The organism is Ruegeria sp. G10 (assembly GCF_056533645.1).
Map to the genome: position 1 here is coordinate 451,944 of NZ_JBQFOQ010000002.1, position 19,589 is coordinate 471,532.

19 protein-coding genes are annotated in these 19,589 nt (G+C 53.6%); 11 read left to right on the forward strand and 8 right to left on the reverse strand.

The features are described from left to right. Positions 1-444 precede the first annotated feature (444 nt). The 3 genes from ACR0KM_RS05875 to ACR0KM_RS05885 all read left to right on the forward strand — a co-directional run bounded on the left by ACR0KM_RS05875 (position 445) and on the right by ACR0KM_RS05885 (position 3,918). Complete coding sequence (locus tag ACR0KM_RS05875) at positions 445-1,128, forward strand: DnaA N-terminal domain-containing protein (protein WP_480858257.1); 684 nt, start codon at positions 445-447, stop codon at positions 1,126-1,128. Between the two features lie 268 nt (positions 1,129-1,396). Next, positions 1,397-3,022 carry an ABC transporter ATP-binding protein gene (locus tag ACR0KM_RS05880; RefSeq protein WP_480858561.1) on the forward strand — a complete coding sequence of 542 codons (1,626 nt, stop codon included), beginning with the start codon at positions 1,397-1,399 and terminating at the stop codon, positions 3,020-3,022. After that, positions 3,019-3,918 (forward strand): glycosyltransferase family 2 protein, encoded by a 900-nt coding sequence (locus tag ACR0KM_RS05885; protein WP_480858259.1) that lies wholly within the window; start codon positions 3,019-3,021, stop codon positions 3,916-3,918. The genes ACR0KM_RS05880 and ACR0KM_RS05885 overlap by 4 nt, the downstream gene beginning before the upstream one ends. Positions 3,919-4,079: 161 nt before the next feature. On the opposite strand, the gene ACR0KM_RS05890 is transcribed toward ACR0KM_RS05885, so the two are convergent. Both ACR0KM_RS05890 and ACR0KM_RS05895 read right to left on the reverse strand, forming a co-directional pair. Continuing rightward, on the reverse strand, positions 4,080-4,328 hold the full coding sequence (locus tag ACR0KM_RS05890; RefSeq protein ID WP_480858261.1) for a hypothetical protein: 249 nt from the start codon (positions 4,326-4,328) through the stop codon (positions 4,080-4,082). A gap of 405 nt (positions 4,329-4,733) precedes the next feature. Beyond that, positions 4,734-5,744 (reverse strand): LacI family DNA-binding transcriptional regulator, encoded by a 1,011-nt coding sequence (locus ACR0KM_RS05895; RefSeq protein ID WP_480858263.1) that lies wholly within the window; start codon positions 5,742-5,744, stop codon positions 4,734-4,736. A gap of 211 nt (positions 5,745-5,955) precedes the next feature. Here ACR0KM_RS05895 and ACR0KM_RS05900 point away from each other — a divergent pair, with 211 nt between their 5' ends. From ACR0KM_RS05900 to ACR0KM_RS05920, 5 genes are all read left to right on the forward strand, one after another. Next, the gene (locus ACR0KM_RS05900) at positions 5,956-7,224 is read left to right on the forward strand and encodes an ABC transporter substrate-binding protein (protein WP_480858265.1); all 1,269 of its coding nucleotides are present in this window, start codon (positions 5,956-5,958) and stop codon (positions 7,222-7,224) included. 73 nt (positions 7,225-7,297) lie between these two features. Further along, positions 7,298-8,143: a carbohydrate ABC transporter permease gene (locus ACR0KM_RS05905; protein ID WP_170556212.1), complete on the forward strand. Its 846-nt coding sequence runs from the start codon at positions 7,298-7,300 to the stop codon at positions 8,141-8,143. Beyond that, the gene (locus tag ACR0KM_RS05910) at positions 8,140-8,976 is read left to right on the forward strand and encodes a carbohydrate ABC transporter permease (RefSeq protein WP_480820163.1); all 837 of its coding nucleotides are present in this window, start codon (positions 8,140-8,142) and stop codon (positions 8,974-8,976) included. Before ACR0KM_RS05905 ends, ACR0KM_RS05910 begins: the two co-directional genes overlap by 4 nt. Positions 8,977-8,999: 23 nt before the next feature. Further along, positions 9,000-10,040 (forward strand): ABC transporter ATP-binding protein, encoded by a 1,041-nt coding sequence (locus ACR0KM_RS05915; protein ID WP_480820161.1) that lies wholly within the window; start codon positions 9,000-9,002, stop codon positions 10,038-10,040. Positions 10,041-10,052: 12 nt separating this feature from the next. Further along, positions 10,053-11,330: an amylo-alpha-1,6-glucosidase gene (locus tag ACR0KM_RS05920; protein ID WP_480858267.1), complete on the forward strand. Its 1,278-nt coding sequence runs from the start codon at positions 10,053-10,055 to the stop codon at positions 11,328-11,330. A gap of 262 nt (positions 11,331-11,592) precedes the next feature. Here ACR0KM_RS05920 and ACR0KM_RS05925 read toward each other — a convergent pair whose 3' ends face one another. The 5 genes from ACR0KM_RS05925 to ACR0KM_RS05945 form a co-directional block, all read right to left on the reverse strand. Then, positions 11,593-12,591, reverse strand: a complete 999-nt coding sequence (locus ACR0KM_RS05925; RefSeq protein WP_480858268.1) for a LacI family DNA-binding transcriptional regulator — start codon at positions 12,589-12,591, stop codon at positions 11,593-11,595. Between the two features lie 21 nt (positions 12,592-12,612). Next, positions 12,613-13,293 carry an ABC transporter permease gene (locus ACR0KM_RS05930; RefSeq protein ID WP_480820155.1) on the reverse strand — a complete coding sequence of 227 codons (681 nt, stop codon included), beginning with the start codon at positions 13,291-13,293 and terminating at the stop codon, positions 12,613-12,615. After that, positions 13,293-13,979 carry an ABC transporter permease subunit gene (locus tag ACR0KM_RS05935; RefSeq protein ID WP_480858270.1) on the reverse strand — a complete coding sequence of 229 codons (687 nt, stop codon included), beginning with the start codon at positions 13,977-13,979 and terminating at the stop codon, positions 13,293-13,295. Before ACR0KM_RS05935 ends, ACR0KM_RS05930 begins: the two co-directional genes overlap by 1 nt. Positions 13,980-14,050: 71 nt before the next feature. Beyond that, on the reverse strand, positions 14,051-14,827 hold the full coding sequence (locus ACR0KM_RS05940) for a transporter substrate-binding domain-containing protein (protein ID WP_480858272.1): 777 nt from the start codon (positions 14,825-14,827) through the stop codon (positions 14,051-14,053). Between the two features lie 31 nt (positions 14,828-14,858). Continuing rightward, on the reverse strand, positions 14,859-15,644 hold the full coding sequence (locus tag ACR0KM_RS05945; RefSeq protein ID WP_480820149.1) for an ATP-binding cassette domain-containing protein: 786 nt from the start codon (positions 15,642-15,644) through the stop codon (positions 14,859-14,861). 170 nt (positions 15,645-15,814) lie between these two features. Here ACR0KM_RS05945 and ACR0KM_RS05950 point away from each other — a divergent pair, with 170 nt between their 5' ends. From ACR0KM_RS05950 to ACR0KM_RS05960, 3 genes are all read left to right on the forward strand, one after another. Further along, complete coding sequence (locus tag ACR0KM_RS05950; RefSeq protein WP_480858274.1) at positions 15,815-16,789, forward strand: ester cyclase; 975 nt, start codon at positions 15,815-15,817, stop codon at positions 16,787-16,789. Positions 16,790-16,917: 128 nt separating this feature from the next. Beyond that, positions 16,918-17,937, forward strand: coding sequence for a nuclear transport factor 2 family protein (locus tag ACR0KM_RS05955; RefSeq protein WP_480858276.1), 1,020 nt, complete (start codon positions 16,918-16,920; stop codon positions 17,935-17,937). Between the two features lie 126 nt (positions 17,938-18,063). Next, positions 18,064-18,492, forward strand: coding sequence for a hypothetical protein (locus ACR0KM_RS05960; RefSeq protein WP_480858563.1), 429 nt, complete (start codon positions 18,064-18,066; stop codon positions 18,490-18,492). Between the two features lie 70 nt (positions 18,493-18,562). Here the strand turns inward: ACR0KM_RS05960 and ACR0KM_RS05965 are convergent, their stop codons facing one another. Further along, positions 18,563-19,507 carry a hypothetical protein gene (locus ACR0KM_RS05965; protein ID WP_480820143.1) on the reverse strand — a complete coding sequence of 315 codons (945 nt, stop codon included), beginning with the start codon at positions 19,505-19,507 and terminating at the stop codon, positions 18,563-18,565. Positions 19,508-19,589 lie beyond the last annotated feature (82 nt).

Below are 19,589 nucleotides of genomic sequence, written 5' to 3' on the forward strand. Positions count from 1 at the left end.
GCTAATTTCTTACTTTCCTTCATTTACGCTGTATTTGCATATTTAGCAAAAGAAATTATTCTCACATTGCGAACTTACCCGTGGGTAAGAAAACATAGTGCAAACAGGTGCGAACATGATTCGCTTTGGCCGTCGGCCGTGCTGAGGACTCAATCACCCTTTGCGGCGATATATAGGGGGACACTAGATCCGATACTACGCCATTTGGGGGGACATAATACTCATTAAGGGGGACACACAGAATGTCCCCCATCACCTATAATTCACCACTTTCATTTAGTTTTTGAATTCGAAATCGGAACCCATTTTGGCCAAAAGCGAACTAGGCCTTGACAGAATCGAAGGTCTGGACGCTAATTGGTGAATAATCTTGAATAGCGTTGGGTAACGGCGCATAAGATATGGGTAACTGTATCTGAGGTCAGTGAAGCGGTGAGAATATCGATGCAGGTTGCAAAACCGGTCGGGCGTAATGCGCCTGCTATAAAATACGACATTCTGTCCGCCCTTGCTGTATTTGCTCTTGCGGGGGATAAGCATCGTAATCGAAGTATTTTGCGCATTATGACCTTGATCACCACCAGGTACAATTGGCGCGCCAATGAGCTGTCGATTGGGCGAGAGGAAATTGCGCGTCTTTGGTCTGTTAACGAGCGAACGGTCAAACGTGAAATGGCTAAGTTGCGGACGGCGGGATGGATTACGGTAAAGCGTCCGGCAGCGCGAGGACGTGTGACTGTTTACGAGCTCGATTTGAAGCAGATCATGTTGGACACCGTCGAAGTTTGGCCGGTGATCGGTCCCGATTTCCAAGATCGCATGCAACAGGAGCCCGAGCCAAGTGCGAACGTGGTGCCATTTCAGATCAGACCCGCCGCGCGCCCAGAGCAAACGGATGGTGTCTGGGGGGAGGTCCAGACCATACTGCACGACCGTGATCCTGAATTGTGGGCAAGTTGGTTCAGGCATCTTTTGGAATCGGAACGGGCAGGGGGTCAGGTAACGCTGATTGCCCCGTCACGATTTATGGCAGACTACATTGCGCAGAATTGGACGGCCCGTCTTTTGGCCGCATATGGTCGGATTGATCCATCTGTCCGTCGGTTGAGAATCGACGTTGCAGGATAAAGCACAGGCGCGCGGGCTTGCTCAGAAGCGGCGAGCAGACTATCTAGCGACAATGGTTTACTGAGAGACCGACTCTCGCCCTTCTCTCCTTTGATCACTGTGGACGCTCGAATTGCTAAAGATCAAATCGAAATTTGCCGATCTCACCAGAGATTCGATCCTGTGGAGGCTGTTGGGTGAAAACCTGAGGGCGCAGATGGTGCCATATACCATCGCCATCATCGCGATGGTTTTCGTAGCGGCCACCACGGCAGCGGTTGCATTTATCATGCGTGACGTCGTGGATTCGCTGTTCGATAGCGGGAACTCGAGCAAGATTCTGGCGGTATCCATCACGGTATTTGTAATCTTTCTGATCAAAGGTGTGGCAACCTATGTGCAGGTTGTCGCTCTGACCCGGGCAGGGAACCGCATTATCGCTCAGCAGCAGATCAGGCTCTATGACAAGTTGTTGCGGCAAGGGGTCTCGTTCTTCAACCTTACCGAAAGTTCTGACCTTCTGATGAGGGTTACCCAATCCGCACAGGCCGCGCGTATGGTTATTGAAATCATGGTAACCACCGCGGTTCGGGATGCTCTGACCTTGGTCGGGTTGCTGTTTGTGATGTTCTACCAGCAGCCCATTTTATCTTTGTTCACTCTGATTATCGGTCCACTGGCGATCTGGGGCGTGCGGACGCTTTTGCGTAAGGTGCGCGCAATTGCTGATATGGAACTGCAATCGATGGCTGCGATCATGAAGGTGATCCAAGAGACATCAGCAGGGATTCGCGTTGTAAAGTCCTTTGGACTAGAAGAGCGTATGGCCGGCCAGATGTATTCAGCGGTCAAAAGCGTCGAGAAACGCAGCAACAAACTTGCGCGTTTGCAAGCGGCAACCAGCCCGTTGATGGATATTCTGGCCGGGTTTGCCATCGCATCTGTCATTGGATTAAGTGCAGCGAATCTGTTCGGCTCGGCCCGTTCCACACCGGGCGAGCTAATGTCGTTTGTTACCGCGCTGATGATGGCCTATGAACCAGCCAAACGTTTGTCCAAAGTGCGGGTCAAGATGGAAGTTGGCCTGCGCAGGGTCAAAATGCTCTTCAATCTTCTTGATCAGCCCGAAACTCTTCCAGAGGACGCAGATGCCAAGGCGCTACCGGATGGGCCGCGTCAGGTCGTGTTCGACCACGTGACGTTTGGGTATCGCGACAATGATCCGATTCTGAAAGATCTCTCGCTCACGTTTGAGGCCGGGCAAACAACGGCTCTTGTGGGTCTCTCGGGTGGCGGTAAATCGACGATCCTGAACCTCGCTCTGCGCCTGTACGACCCAACGAGCGGCTCGGTTTCGATCGATGGTCAGGACATCAGATACGCTTCATTCGAAACGCTCCGGAAGAATATGTCCTTCGTCGGGCAAGAGACCTTCCTGTTCTCCGCTTCTGTTGCCGAAAATATTCGATTCGGTCGGGAAGGGGCTTCGCAGGAAGAGGTGATCGAGGCTGCCAAGGCCGCCAATGCTTATGACTTCATCATGGGCCTCGAAAACGGCTTTGATACCCTGGTGGGCGAAAATGGCTCCTTCTTGTCCGGAGGGCAGAAACAGCGCCTTGCCATCGCGCGTGCCTTGTTACGTGACAGTCCGATCCTGCTTTTGGATGAACCCACAAGCGCTCTGGATTCTAGGTCGGAGCATCTTGTGCAGGAAGCCTTGCATCGCCTGACCGAAGGGCGCACTACGATCATCGTTGCACATCGTCTTTCGACCATCATGCACGCCGACAAGATTGTGGTAATCGAGAGCGGCGAGGTCATGGAAGAGGGCAATGCATCGCAGCTTCTTCAGCACGAGGGGCCGTTCAAGACCCTCTATGATCACCAGTATTCGAATGTGGTCAAAGCGGAATGACCGCCGCGCCCAGCCCCCGGCCAATGGACGCTTCTGTCATAATACCAACCTATCAAAGCTGGGATCAGTTGCAGCTCTGCCTTGATGGACTGGCCGCGCAAACACTAGGACCTGAAAGATACGAGATTCTGGTCGTAAACAACGACCCCAGCGACCCCGTACCACAAGACTTCCGCCTGCCGTCCAATGCGCGGGTCCTGATCGAGGCGAAACCCGGATCCTATGCGGCACGGAACCGCGGCATTTCAGAAGCAGCGGCAGAGCTGTTTTTCTTTACCGATTCTGATTGTCGGCCTGATCCAAGTTATCTTAAGGCCGGATGCAGCGTGGCTTCGGAACATCCCGAGATTGGGCGGTTTGGCGGCAACGTGGTTCTGATCCCGAACGGTGAGGATTGGACCACGACCGAGCTTTATGACGCATATCTTGGTCTTGAACAGCAAAAATGGGTTGCGCAAGGTAGGGCCGTCACTGCCAATCTGATCGTGCGTCGTTCGGTCATGGATAAGGTCGGTCCGTTTAACGACACGGTGTTGTCGGGTGGCGATATGGAATGGAGCGAACGGGCCAAGGCGGCTGGCATACCCATCTTATTCGCAGAAGACGCTATCGTCCGTCATCCCGCCCGGGCAAGTCTGCGGGAACACATCACCAAGGCCCGCCGCATAGAAGGCGCCCGGCTGCGCCGCAACTCCAAACGCGGCTTCGTGAACTACATTCCGCCGATCCATAAGCTGGTGCCGTCCTTCAAAACCCTGCGTAACCTGATGCGTCGCTCAGAACTATCGATGCAGCAGGTCCTTGGCGTATGGGGTGTTCATTATGCTTTGCGTGTCATGAAAATCACCGAGACCGTCCGTTTGTTATGGTTCCGACGACCGGACCAAAGGAAATAGTGGGAAACTGAGCTTTGTTGGTAGTGTGCATTTAGATGTAATTATGTGTATTAAAGTAAATAGGCGTCTGCAGGGTGGTTGTAGATAGGTATGTGCCGCAATGTAAGGGGTTCTGTTGCAGGGTTTCTTGCTGACCGAAGAGTTTTCACCGAACTCGCAGCTCATGCTGCAAGTTCTGCGGATTGACGAAATGGACAGATTCTGGGCGTGGGCCGACCTTCGCGATTCATGTGCGATACTTTGATCCGGTCCAGTGTAACCGCCGCTGAAGCGGAGGCTTTGAAATCTAACATCGGCCAAGGACGTCTCTTGATGATGCGTTGGTCCTGTTCCACGATGTTATTCAGATACTTCCGTCTGATCATCTCGATTGGGATCGGGTAGCCAAAGCCTTCAAGCATCTTGTTCATGGCTTTGATGCCTGCCGTTTTAGCGTCGCTTTTGTCGCGCGGGGTTTTGTTGCACAGATTTGAACCCGTTGAGTTTTATAAGCAACCGCTTGTGAGTCAGGTGGCGAGCTCAGCGAACTGCTGAAATGGGCTATAGGCGCACTTTTGGTGCTTCGGGCCCTTCCTGTAGAAGATCTGATTCAATTCGGCTCTCAATGAGTCCTGGGACAATCTGTGTTCATTCCATCTAGGCAGGTCCTAGAACGCCTAGTGCGCTCTGCGCAGTATAGATTTCAGGAAGAGCTGCCCGCGCATTTGTTCAGCTGGCTGTCATTGGGATTATTCGTAGCTCTGGAAGCCAGCTTAGCCGATCCACGCGCTAGACGAATATGACCTGCCGTCGTAACAATCTGAGCTGAAACATCTTTAACGGTTGGGCACGACTCCCGAAGTTTCTCGCACTTTCAACGTTGCAGAGTATTCGAGATGCCGAACAGGGAGGTTTGGTGCTCTTAGTCGATCCAACAAGACCTCGGCCAATCGAGTGCCCAGCATTTTGGGATTGATCGCCATCGTGGTGAGGCCAGGGGTTGCGATACCGGCATCCTCAATGTCATCGAAACCCACGACGGAAAAATCCTGTCCCGGCACTAGCCCGGACCGGATCAGGCCAAGGCAGGCTCCAAGCGCGACAACATCGCCATTGCATACGATGCTCGTCACCTCAGGATGTTGCTTGCGGAGCGCTGTTATCGCGTCAAAGCCCGCACGTTTGTTGTCGTCACAGGGCCAAACAATCGGATCAACGCCATCTAACTGCTTAAGAGCGTCCAAGTATCCTGCAATACGCTCTTCGCGCACGGATGTTTGCTTGGTGCCGCCAAAATAGGCGATGTGCTTATGTCCCAAATCGATCAAATGCTGCGTGGCATGAGTCAGAGCTTCGGTATTCAAAACGCCGACGTAATCAAGAGACTTCGACACCTTCCGCATAAAGGTGACTGTCGGTATGTTATGAGTATTTATGAGTTCCAACGAGTCTTCTTTTGTGTCGAGTGCCGGAACCCAGATCAACCCGCCGCGACCAAATCGAATACATGCTTCCATAAGGCGGTCTTGGCGCTGAAGATCACCTCGCGCATCGAGGATAGAGACCATGAACCCTTCGGACTCAAGAAGGTCCACGGCGCTGCTGACAACTTCCGAGTTAAATGGGTTTGCCAGCTTGTTAAGCATAAAGCCGACTTCGCGATTATCACCAGATCGCATTGTAGCCGCCGCGTGATTTGGGACGTAGCGCAGTCGCTTTGCTGCGTTCAGGACTTTCTGACGCGTCTGTTCCGAAATTCGACCAGTGTCGCGCATGACCTGACTGACGGTGGGGACCGATACACCCGCTTCTTTGGCAACGCTGGATAGGGTGGGTTTTTTCATCATGGTGGCGGTTTTTAGGTATAACGTTCTCATAATTTGCAGGGAGCTTAAAAAATATCAAGTCAATTGTGAGTAACACGGCCCGGCCTCTAACTTGACACATGATATAACGTTGTATCATAGTGCTTCCATTCGCCATAGGTTAATCCAAGTTCGTCGGCGAGGGAGGGAGGTTGCCAGTTTTCGGACAACCTCAGGCAAAACGGAGGAGAACATGTCTATTCATTCGAAACTGGCGGGGGCCGTATCCGGTGTTGCGATGCTTTTTGGCGCCGCTGCCGTACAAGCGGAAACTCTGTTCTGGTCTACGCAGGCGCGACCTGCTGAAGAAGCGCAGGCGATGCGAACCGAGGTCCTCGGCGGCTTTAAAGGCGAAGTTGATTACCAGCCGAACGAAGATGGACCTTGGCTGACACGTCTGCAAGCAGAACTGCAAGCTGGTTCGGGCAGCATTGATTTGCTGGGTTCATTGCATGGCAACTTCTCAGCGATGAACCCCGAAGACCTGATAGATCTCGGCGAACTGGGCGTCACATCGGCGTCAGACACTTTTAACGATCTGGCCAAGCTTGGTACTGACAGCCTTCAATATATGCCTTGGATGCAAGCTAGCTACATCATGGCTGCAAACACTGAAGCTCTGCAGTACCTGCCTGAAGGTACAGATATCAATGCGTTGACCTATGACCAGTTGATTGCCTGGGCGGCCAATGTTGAGGAAGCGACCGGCCAGAAGAAATTCGGCTTTCCTGCAGGGCCCAAGGGGCTGAAGCACCGGTTCTTCCAGGGCTACCTATATCCATCCTACACAGATGGTGTTGTTCGTACATTTGCGTCGCCAGAGGCCGTGACGGCATGGGAGAAATTCAAAGAGCTGTGGAGCCACACAAACCCTGCATCGACCAACTTCTCTTTCATGCAGGAACAGCTGTTGAATGGCGACGCTTGGATCGTTTTTGATCACACCTCGCGTCTGGCGCAGGCATTCAACGAACGCCCTGACGACTTTGTTGCCTTCCCGGCACCCGCTGGTCCGACTGGCCGCGGTTTCATGCCTGTTCTGGCAGGTGTTGCCATCCCACGTACCGCACCGGACGTCGAAAGCGCGAAAGCTCTGGTGACTTATCTAATGCAGCCTGAAACGCAAATTGCGACACTAAAGGCAACAAACTTCTTCCCCGTGGTTGAAGTTGAATTGCCAGACGATCTGCCGCCTTCGGTCAAGGCCGCAGGCGAAGCGGTTGCCACGATGAGCGGTTCAGCAGACGCCAATCCTGGACTGTTGCCTGCCGGCTTGGGCAGCATGGGTGGTGATTTCAACCGTGTCTACGTGGACACGTTTGAGCGCATTGTTTTGGCGGGGCAACCCATCGAGCAGGTTCTGGAAGATCAAAAGAAACAGCTCGAAAAGATCATGAACGAAACTGGCGCTCCCTGCTGGGCTCCTGATGCGCCTTCAGACGGCCCATGTCCCGTCGAATAAGTCCAAACAAATAGGTGGGCCGCTTTGGCGGCGGCCCTTTTCTCAGCATTTCCCAATTCAAAGGAGCGGTCCGATGGAAGCGCGGCTATTGCCATACTTTCTGATCCTCCCGGTGACCCTGTTTCTCTGTCTGTTTTTCCTCTACCCGTTTGTGCTGGTCGCGCAGGAGGCGTTTGGAACTGAGAACGGTTTCTCACTGGATAACTTTCGAGAGGTTGTGAGTTACTGGAAATTCCCGATCTCAATGAAGAATACATTTCTCCTGGCTGCTGCTGTGGTGCCGATCCAGCTGGCACTTTCTCTTTTGATGGCCACAATGGTCACAAAGATGCAAAAGGGCCGCGATCTGGTTCTGTATATTTGGACTATTCCGCTTGGCATCTCTGACCTTGCTGCCGGTATCATCTGGTTGGCGATCTTTGAGCAATCGGGTTTCCTGAACTCGATGATGGTCGGGCTTGGTGTCACAGACCAACCTGTCAGCTTGCTTAGCTATCAATCCCCGTGGATCGTCTTCCTGGCAATTATGTTGGCTGAGATTTGGCGTGCGACCGCGATTATGCTTGTAATCCTAGTGGCGGGCATCGGTTTGATCCCCAAAGAATATTATGAGGCTGCCGATGTGTTCGGAGCCTCCCGGTGGAAGCAATTCACCCGGATCACCCTGCCAATGCTGCGTCCATCGCTGCAAACAGCATTGATCCTGCGCGTCATTCTGGCTTTTGAAGTCTTTGCTGTGGTCGCCGCGCTCGGTGGAACGCTCTTCCCGGTGCTCATGGGCGAAATCTACGCGTACCAATTTGACCTGCAAAATGGCGGCGGAGCAGCTGCATTGGCGATCATCGTTCTGATTATCTCGATCGTCTTTACGCTGCTGATCATGCGCGCACTACGTGTCCCGAAAGGAGCAACGATATGAGCGCTGTAGCTGATGTTGTAGCCCCTGATGCCCGCAAAGCGGGCAGGGGGATCTACCGGGCCGGAGTGATCCTGCTGTGCGCCTGGGTGATCGTACCGCTCTACCTGTTGTTCGTGAACACAATGTCTTCGCCGGAAACGGTGAACAGCTTCCCGAAGAGCTTCATTCCGGAGTTCAATATGGGATCCGTGAACTTCTTCATGGGGTTCGAAGGGATGCTGATGGCCTTGTGGAACTCGGTGGTGGTTGCTGTACTGACGATGGTGATGTCAATCACCATCGGAGCGCCGGCAGGTTACGCTCTCTCTCGGTTTGAATTCCGTGGGAAAGAGCTGTTCCGGCTGCTGATCTTGCTGACGCGGGCTTTCCCGCTTCCGCTTTTGGCGCTTCCTCTTGCGGTTCTCTTTATCCGCACCGGGCTGGATGATACGGCCTTTGGCTTGTCTCTTGTGCACACGACCCTGGCGATTCCGTTCGCGGTGCTGATCACCTTCTCGCTCTTCTCGGGCATTCCGTTGGAGCTGGAGGAAGCTGCCTGGACGTTAGGCTGCACGCGTCTGACCGCATTTACCAAAGTGATCCTGCCTTTGGTGCTTCCAGGTATTACGGCTTCGGCGATCTTCGCCTTCGTGATTTCGTGGAACGAAGTATTCGCGGCGGCAGTGCTGACCATCGAAAACCGGACGCTTCCCGCGTTCCTATTGCAGACATTGGGCGAAGCTCCGTTGCACCTGAAATTCGCAGGCGGCTTCATCCTCGTGGTGCCTGCGCTGATCTTCATCTTTGCTGTACGCAAATATCTCTTTGCCATGTGGGGCATCGCCAACCGCTGAGCGGTGGCTGAAAGGAAACTGTTATGGCTGAAATACAGATCAAGAACGTCGCGAAGAACTTTGGATCGTACCAAGCTCTTCACGACATCAACCTGACCATTGCAGACCAGGAATTTATGGTCCTTCTTGGAGCCTCGGGCTGCGGTAAGTCCACACTCCTGCGTATCATCGCTGGACTTGAGACGGCTACGACCGGTGAAGTCTGGATCGGAGGGCGTCGTGTGGATCACCTATCGCCCAAGGATCGCGGCATTTCGATGGTGTTCCAGAACTACGCGGTATTCCCACACCTGACGGTGTTCGAGAACATTGGTTTTGGATTGCGGATGCAGAAACTGCCGGATGACGAGGTCAAGCGCCGCGTCGAACGAACCGCGGGGCTGATGCATATCGAGCAATTGCTCAAGCGATATTCAGGAGAATTGTCCGGTGGTCAACGCCAGCGGGTCGCAGTTGCTCGTGCATTGGCAATGGAGCCGGATGTGATCCTGATGGACGAGCCGCTGTCTAACCTTGACGCACTGTTGCGGATGGAGATGCGGGCTGAGCTTAAGGGCGTTTTGGCCGAAAGCAAAACCACCGCTATCTATGTGACCCACGACCAGGTCGAAGCCATGTCCATGGCCGACCGGATCAGCGTCATGTATCAGGGCAAAATTGTTCAAGCTGCCTCACCCATCGAGGTGTATAGGGATCCAGCGGCCGAGTTTGTGGCCAGTTTCATCGGCAACCCGCCGATGAATTTCCTCCCCGCTGAAGCTGCGGGCTCTGGCCGCTGGACAGTAGCAGGACAGATCTTGGACGGACCGGCTAGCGGTAGAGACCTGAAGTGGGCCATTCGCCCGGAAGATTTGCGCGTTACAGATACAGGTTTTGCAGCACGCGCAAAGGTCGTTGAGCCGTTGGGCGCACATCTGCTTGTGACTTGTGATGTCGATGGACACCAGTTTCGCGCTGTCTTGGACAGTGAACTCAACGTGAAACCAGGCGACGTACTTACACTGGCACCCCAAGAAGGTAGGGGACGCTGGTTTGACCCGGAAACCACTTTGGCCGTCGCCTAAAGGAGAAACAGGATGAGCCAAGCGCAAATTGATCAGGCCCGCGGTGTCATGGAACGAAACGACCGGGGCAGCTACACAGTCCCGACCCACGGTCTCTATCCTTTCCAATGGAACTGGGACAGCGCCTTGTCGGCGCTTGGCTTTTCGCATTTCGACATGGACCGGGCCTGGATCGAAGTTGAGACTCTCTTGGCGCATCAGTGGGATGACGGTATGGTTCCCCATATCGTTTTTCACGAACCTGATGACGGGTATTTCCCCGGTCCTGATGTCTGGCAAACCGGCCAAGCCGTGCCCACGACCGGGATCACCCAGCCAGCGGTCGCTGGCTTGGCCTTACGCAAGCTTTACGACCGCTCTGATGACAAAGCTGTCGCGCGCGCACGTCTGGGCAGGCTCTTACCCAAAGTCCATGCGTGGCATCAGTGGTTTTATCGCAATCGTGATCCTGAAGGCACTGGGCTGGTGGCGATCCTGCACCCATGGGAATCTGGTCGGGACAATTCTGTAGACTGGGACGAGGGATTGAAGGCTGTGCCGACTGAAGGCGTAACCCCGTTTACACGGCGCGATACGGCACACACCAATCCCGATCACCGCCCGACTGATGATCAGTATCAGAGGTATATCTGGTTGGTTGAGCACTTCCGCGAATTGGGTTGGGACAACGCGAAACTGCATGACGCCTCACCATTTCGACTGGTTGACCCGGGCTTTAACGCCATCCTGATAAGATCCTGCGACGACGTCGCTGAATTGGCCGAAATCCTGGGCCTTCCGTCGATGACCTCCGAAGCCCGAAATATGGCCGTCAAGGGCCGTGCAGCGTTGGAAAATTTATGGAATCCAACGCTTGGACAATACTCGTGTTACAACCGATCCGCGAGTAGATTGCAGGACACGCCAACGGTCGGCGGCTTACTTGCGGCAATTGCGGACGTGCCCCACAGACGCGCTGAAACGCTGGCTCAGAGGATCGAATTGTTGGCCGAGCGATGCGGTTATCTGGTGCCCAGTCACGATCCGGCGGATGACGCCTTTGACAGCAAACGCTATTGGCGTGGGCCAACATGGTTGGTTGTGAACTATATGATCGCGGAGGGTCTGGCCCGGTCGGGGCAGAACGCTTTGGCGCAGCGCATCCTGGCTGACAGTTTGCGCCTCATCGAGAAAAGCGGCTTTGCGGAATACTATGACCCAGTCAGCGGGGAACCATGTGGTGGCGGAGACTTTACCTGGACGGCTGCAATGGTAATCGAAATCCTAAAAGTTCAAAAAGTGCCCGTATGAAATGCTCATGCATCAACGAGATCATGGCGCACGCTGACGACGCATTCGTTCTCACGGTTTGCCGTCGCTATGTTCGAAAGCTCGGCTGCCCGTTGCACCCCCCGGAAGCCTGGATAGGGAACAAAGGCTGTTGTGTAAACCGGGTTACGAGAAATCCCTTACTTTGCTGAAACGATCGGTGATCGGAAACTGGCACACATGGAATTGGAACCGCACAAGCGGCGTGCAGTTAAAAACACAATGAGCAGAACGAAGCGTCCGCTTACATTGGTCTCAGGGATGAACCTCTGACGATGAGAGTTCCATCCAGTGCGATACGTTCTCGTTTGGTGTGTTTTACTTCGATCTGTCCAACCAGCAATTCGATGGCTTTGGCAGCCATCTGGTCAATAGGTTGACTGACCGTCGTCAAATTATATGAGGGCCACGACGCCAGAGGCACGTCGTCAAAACCCACGATGGAAACGTCGTCAGGTATCGACAGGCCAAGCTCGAACCGCAGCACGTCCATACAGGCAAACGCCATATGGTCGTTAGCTGCGAACACTGCATCAGGTTTATCAGAACCCGCAAACAGCTGCCTGGTTGCTTCCTGCGCCTCATGGTAGTCGAAGTTGCCGATAGCTTTGGAATGCAACGACATACCTGCTCGATGCAGCGATGCCAAAAAACCTGCTTCTCTATCTCGCTGCGTCGAGGCGAACTCCCAACCCGCGAGGTGCGCAATCTTCTTGTGCCCGGTCTCGATCAGGTGGTTCCCAATTTTGCGACCGCCCGAATAGTTGTCAGACGTTACGCAGTTCGAAAGCTCATCATTTGGCAATCTGTTGAAAAACACGGAAGGAATGCCAACCTTTTCGCATTGATTGGCAAGCTCGGAAACCGTGGCGGCGCTAGATACCAACAGACCGTCTACGCCCTGATCAAGACAGCGTGCGATAATTGCGTCCGCTGTGCCCACGGTCGGCATTTCGACCAAAAGAAGTGTATCGTAACCTTTTGCCTGGAGCGCCATCGAGAGGACCTTGGTGGCTTGAGCGTAGAACGGATTCTCAACATTGCTGATTACCAAGCCGATGCGCCCCCCTTCCGAGTTCCGTTTCTTCGCGCCAAGGTGATGATAGCCCAGTTCCATCGCAGCTTTTCGCACCCGCGCCACTGTATCGCGACTTGCGGAGGCACCGGGAGTAAACACCCGGCTCACGGCCGATCGGCTTACTCCGGCCAAATGCGCTACATCTGATGCCGTTACTTTGCTCATCTCACTACCGGTGCCAGTTTCTTAGCGCAGGAACATTGCATATTTCTTCTCAAGTGATCCAGAAATAATCGTAAGAACTCCGACGATCGCGGCATAGAGCGCCCCGGCCGTCAGGAACCCTTCGAGCACAACGTAATACGAAGCGTTCAATTCACGGCCAACGCCCAGAATGTCCGCGACAGAAAGAACGCTGGCAATGACGCTGGCGTGGGTCAAGAAGATAACTTCGTTGGACATGGGCGGTATCGAGCGCCGGAGCGCGTTAGGGAGCGTGATGTAGCGCACCACTTTGGCCTCTGACATGCCGTAGGCGCGCGCAGCTTCAATCTCTCCCTTAGGCACGGCGCGGATTGCACCAAGAAGAATTTCGCTCATGTAAGCCGCAGTGTTCAGTGCGAAGCCCAGGATTAGGCATGTCTCAGGGTTCTCCAGTACCAGCCAGGCAATCGATTCACGCACGGCCTCGAACTGGGCCAGCCCAAAGTAAAGCAGATAGACCTGCACCAGAAGCGGGGTGCCCCGCATTACGTAAGAGTAACCATGTGAGAATTGAGAAACGAACGGCACGCGATAGACCCGCACAAGGCACAGCGGGATCGAGATGATAAACCCGATGACCAAAGACAGGGCGACCAGCCAGAGTGTGGTTTGAACGCCCTCGACGAACTTGGGCAGGAACTCGACGATCAGGGAAAAGTTCATCACACGGCCTCCGTGCGATAACGGCGTTCCATATAGCGAAGGCCGAGATCAGAGATGATCGTGAACGTCAGGTAGACCAGCATCGCAACAATCAGGAATGCAAACGGCTCGCGCGTGGTGCGCCCTGCCTGAAGCGCCGTATATGTGACGTCCTGTAACCCGATGATCGACACAAGTGCGGTCGTTTTCATCAATACAAGGTAATTGTTTGTGAAGCTTGGCAGAGCCAGAGGAACAATTTGAGGCCAAACGATGAAGCGCAACCACTGGCTGGGCCGCATGCCACACGCTTTGGCGGCCTCGACCTGACCTTTTGGGATGGACAGGTAGGCTGATCGGAATGTTTCGGTCATGTACGAACCGAAAATCAGGCCAATCGTGAAGGCCCCTGCCGCAAACTTCGGTATCTGGAATCGTTCGATCAAACCGGTTGCATTGACAAAGTTGTTGATCAGCAACTGGCCACCAAAGAAAATCAGGAGCATCAGAACAAGGTCGGGAACCGCGCGGACAACGCCCGTGTAGGCTGTGCCGAGCACGCGAAGCGAGGTTCTGTTGCTCAGCTTGGCACTTGCGCCAAGGACGCCGAACAAGACAGCAAGCAGTGTTGAAACTAGGCTCAGAACCACCGTGATGTAAGCGCCTTTTAGGACGAGCGGCAGGAATGAGAGGACTTCAGGGTTCACAGGCTTGTTCCTGATTAGGTGAAAAACGGCGGCTGCTTTCGCAGCCGCCAGTCAGGGAGGTTGTCTTGGTCTTATTCCAGCAGGCCGCCGCTGGCATCATAGTCGAAATAGCTGTAGTTGATGCGGCGGAACTCACCGTTAGCGAGGATCGCCTCAAGTGCGCCGTTCAGCTCGGCTTGCAACTCGGACGACCCCTTCGGAACTGCAATACCAGCACCGACACCGAAGATTTCCGGGTCGTTATGCACGCTCCCAACCTGTGTGAAGCCTTTGCCGCCCTCGGTGCCAAAGAAGTTCTGCGCTGGAAGATTGCCGACGAATGCAGCATCAAGACGGCCAGCAGTTAGATCAAGCCAGATTTCGTCCTGGCCGGGGTAGGGGCGAATGTCGGATTCCGGGTAGAATTTCTTTACGTAGTCGTGATCAACCGTACCGCGCTGCACTCCGATTTTCACGTCACCCAACGCGCCGTAGGTGTCGTCAAGCTCGGTCCCCTCAGCGACGACAAAACGCGAACCACCACGTTGGAATGGCATGGTGAAGTCCAGAACTTCCTGCCGCTTCGGCGTGATCGACATAGAGCTGAGGATCGCGTCGAAATTGCCCGAAAGCAAACCCGGGATGATGCCGTCCCAGTCGGATTCGACCCACACGCATTCTTTCTTCAGTTCCGCGCAGATCGCTTCGCCAATTTCGACGTTGAAACCCGTCAATGTGCCATCTGCATTTTTGAATTCCATCGGCGCAAACGTCGGATCGACGCCAAACCTCAGAGTGCCTTCGGCGCTTGCCGCAGAGCCGACTGCAATGGCGCCGACGACCATCAGGCCGGTTAGTAGTTTCTTCATGATATTCCTCCTTGCTGAATGGCTAGATAGTTCAGTCAATCTGTCCGCGTGCGTGTTTGAGAAAGGCTCCCCAAGGCTCGCCGGAGTGGTCGCCTTTGAACATTTCTGACGGCGGGCCCGATTTTGAAACCACCCCGTCTGACATGAAGACAACGTTGTCGCTGACATCGCGTGCAAACGACATTTCGTGCGTCACAACGATCATTGTGCGCCCTTCATCTGCCAGTTCACGCATGACCTTAAGCACCTCGCCGACAAGCTCTGGATCAAGCGCCGAGGTGGGTTCATCGAACAGCATCACTTTCGGCTGCATCGCCAAAGCGCGCGCTATCGCTGCACGTTGCTGCTGGCCCCCCGAAATATGGATTGGGTACATGTCCTTGCGCTCGTAGACGCCAACACGGTTCAGAAACTGATCCGCAATCTCACCGGCTTCTGCAGTCGACAAACCCAATACCTTCATGGGGGCCAGCATGACGTTTTCGCGGACCGTTAAATGGGACCACAGGTTGAACTGCTGAAACACCATTGCCAGGCGTGACCGAAGTGCAGTCAGTTGCTTCTGGTCTATGGTCTTGCCGCTTTTTGCGTTGAACTTCGCTGCATCAATCTCGGTTCCGTCAACCTTGATGCGTCCCGCGTCCGGCGTTTCCAAAAGGTTCAGGCAGCGCAGCAACGTGCTTTTGCCCGATCCAGATGATCCGAGGATCGAGACCACATCGCCTGTTCTGGCATGAAGACTCACGCCTTTGAGAACATGAAGAGCGCCGAATGATTTTTCGACGCCATCAGCGGTGAGAATTTCTTCGTTTGCCATGTGCAGTAAGGCTCCACCCTGCAACGATTCGTCAGAAACGTAGCATCACTGTGCAAAATCACCAAATTATTATTACATATTGTGCATGCACATTTTGCAGCATAAGGTTTCATGGACTGACGTAGCCCGCTAATTGCGGGGCGATCGCGTTGATGTTTGAGGAGGCTTGGATGACGAATTTCAGCGAAAGATGGCCGGACTTCACTGATTATATCATTGATATTACAAGGATAATCTGGGACGATCGCAAGGTGCTTGCTCTGCACGACTATTATGCAAAAGACATCGTGGTTCGCGCGCCAGGCGGGATAACCGTTGGGGTCGAACCGGTGATTCAGGCAACCTACGAGATGATCGGACGCGCGCCCGATAGAACAGCGGGAGCCGAAGATGTGATCTGGTCGTGCAGCGACGACGGTCACTACTATTCCTCTCACCGCGTGTGTGATGTCATGCATCACACTGAAGATGACATTTTTGGAAAAGCGACCGGTAAGAAGATCTGGTATTGGATTGTCGCTGACTGTGCCGCACGTGATGACGTGATAGATGACGAGTGGTTGTTTCGGGATACGGGCGGTGTCGTTCGACAGATGGGATGGGATCCAAAGGACTACGCCCGCAAAGAGATCAAAGCAGAGGGCGGACCAGAAAAATGTGTCAAACCTTTCACCCCTGCGATTGACCAACCCGGACCCTATAAGGGAACCGGTAACGACAACGAGTGGGGAGCGAAATACGCACGCATCCTAAACCGGATCATGGACGGCGATCTGAGTGTTGTTTTGGAAGAATACGATGAGCAGTGCCACTCGGCATACGCCGGCGGGGTGCAAGGGCACGGGCCCTGCGATGCCAACTCGTTTTGGGCGCGGCTGCGGTCGTCCTTTCCCAACGGCGAATTCAAGATCCATCACACAATCGGACGCCACGACGATCTTCTAAGCCCCCGCGCCGCCATTCGCTGGTCTATCGAAGGAAAGCATGAAGGTTGGGGAACCTTCGGCGAACCAACGGGCGCTGATGTCTATGTGCTTGGTGTTTCACACGTCGAATTTGGCCCGCGCGGTATTCGACGTGAGTACGCGCTTTATGACGAAGTCGCCGTTTGGAAACAGATACTTATGCAGACCGAGGGCGATTGATCGCAACTAGAACCGAACGAAGTGTCGCGAACAAGATGCAGCTGCAGAACATCGCTGATCTGTGGTTTTGTCGACTGATGGCATTATGCGGATGAACAAACCGCGGTTTTTCTTTAGGAGAAAAGACTTTGGATTTTCAGGCCGAGAAGACCCATGTGCGGGCGTTCCACCAAGCGCTCTCGAAAGCGGGCGCAAACGAGACCCAGGGGGTACTAAGTCAGTTCATGTCTCCCGAAGTGATCTGGCGAGGCATGCATCCTTTCAATGAACTATCAGGGCCTAACGCCGTAGCCGAAGTCTTTTGGGGACCTCTAAAAACATCGCTTTTCAGGTTACAACGACGCCCGGGAATCTTTATCGCCGGTTTGAATGAGATCGACGGTTTTCAATCGGTTTGGGTGATCTCAATGGGTCACTTCATGGGGCTTTTTGATCAGCCGTGGCTTGGCATTCGCCCGAACCAACGCATCGTTATGTTGCCATATGCCGAATTCAACAAAGTGGAAAACGGCAAGATCACGGAAACTGCGATGTTTATCGATATCCTCTCAGTCATGAATCAGGCCGGTCAGTACCCGCTCCCTCCGGCGACAGGAGCGCATCTGGTAAATCCAGGCCCAGCAACTCAGGATGGGTTGCTGTATGGCGTGCAACCAAAGGAACTGGGGCAACAAACCCTTGCGCGTATTAACTCTATGCTAGGAGAAATAAACTCGCGACCGGAAGGGACCAGCTTTGAAGAAGAAGTAGAAGAACTCAGCAGGAACTGGAGTGAGGATATGGTTTGGTGGGGACCGACCGGAATCGGAGCAACCTATACGAGCCGCAGGTATATCCAGCAACACGGCGACCCCTTTACCGAAGCGTTCAGCAGCACGCGAAAGTTCAATGGTCACCTTTGTCGCTTGGCAGAGGGCAGCTACGGTGGCTTTTTCGGATGGGCCAATCTGACGCTGCAGAGTATGGGCGGATATCTAGGTATGACTGCCGGTCCAGCCCCAGCGGACATGCGCGTTGTCGATATGTACCGTGCCGAGAACGGCAAACTCGTCGAGAACTGGATTTTCATCGACCTATTACACTACCTGAACATGCAGGGCCTTGACGTTTTGAAGAGAACCGAGCGGTTGAATAACTACAGGCTCTAGAAATCGTATTTGTCTGAAGTTCCGAGAACCCCGTTTGCATCTTAATTTAACATAGGTTCTGTCGCAAACTTCACCTCTGACAGAGCTGTTGCAAACCTTTTGCAATTGACGCTCAAGAACGCAGAGGTGAATGGGTGCCGGTGTAGTTCAGCCGAAAGTCAGTTCAGATTTCTTTCAAAGGGTACGCAACTTCCGAAGGATGTGATCCCGTTCGCGGTCTTCTTCTGCGTTCGATTTGGTGTTTCATACCGTGACCCAGAGGAAATCATGGGTCAGTGCGGTGTTTCGGTAGACCACACTGCACTGAACCGCTGGATGAAAAGATACTCTTGCGCGATGGCTGAGGCCGCGCGTCGCCGCAAAAAAACCTACGATGGTCCTTGGAGAATGGACCATCGCTCCATCGGTGGAAACACGCGACCACCGCTAGCGTTCAAGGCTTTTGCTTCAGCGGCCGCTAAAGCGGACGGATTTGAACTGACGCAAATGATCCGCGAAGGCCAACCCAAGCCCGGAATGCTTACGTTTCATCAACTTGCAGAACTGACGGCATAGGCCGCAGGTTCAGTGTGATCTCTTCGTTCGGTCAGAAACCTCGCAACAAGTCCCTCGATTAGGACTGTATCTAGGTGTTCACTTGTGAGTTAATGTAAGCAGCGATTTCTGACCAATTGCTCTGGACCGTTTCATGCACGCCGGTTCTAGAGAATTCAGGCTTTGGAGCTGCTTCTCCATACAGGCAAGAGTAGACAATGGCCCCGACCACGCAATAGCATGTAGATGTGCCATGCGGAGCCCAGTCTTCAAACCAGTCCGAAGAAACCAGGGTGGATGCCGCGGTGTTTTCCATCACGCCAATTAGAACGCGACAAGCTGGCATTAATCTGATTCTCTCGGCTATGGCTGGATAGTCGGCTTTCACATAATCCAATAACTTGTCGTACCATGCGTTGTACCCAAACTCGTCTGTCGTGTAGGCACGATAAGTCGCAAAGCCTTCTGCGGTCGATGTTCCATCTTTGTTGATTGGCCGACCTGCCATGCTATTGGCAGCGCCCCAACACTCGTAGATCCAAAAATTCTGTGGAGTTGCCGAATTAGCCTCCCAACGACTAATCAGACTTCCAAAATGTTCTGGGGCCAGAACGGGACTGCCCGCTGGTATACCGCCAATAGCAGGATCACGATCCATGCCATGTCGGATGGGCGTTGGGTTAAAGTTGTCAATAAACATAACAACATCGGTGAAGCCCGCTGCGTTTGTGCCAGCCCAAGTTTTGAAATTGGCACGTGGCGACGTCACTCCTGGCATTTTCTGATCGAAATTTGGCGGAGTGGCGCCCGGAATAGTATTAAAGGTAAATGCATTCTTGAATGATTTGCCACGATCCTGCGCGACCATAAGGGTCACCCAACGACCGACACTACCATATTTTTGATTGTGATACCAAAGACTATGGCCATAGGTGCCAACTACCCTGTTCTGCTCTACACCAGACAAGGGTGCTGCGATACCCAGAGTGGCAAGCGGCGTAATGCCAAGTGCGGCTAGAAAACTTCTACGATACATTTTTTCTCCACAAACTACTTCAACTACTACCCTGAGCTTCCGCTTCGGTTCATTATCAAAATGTATGTTATGTCATCTATCG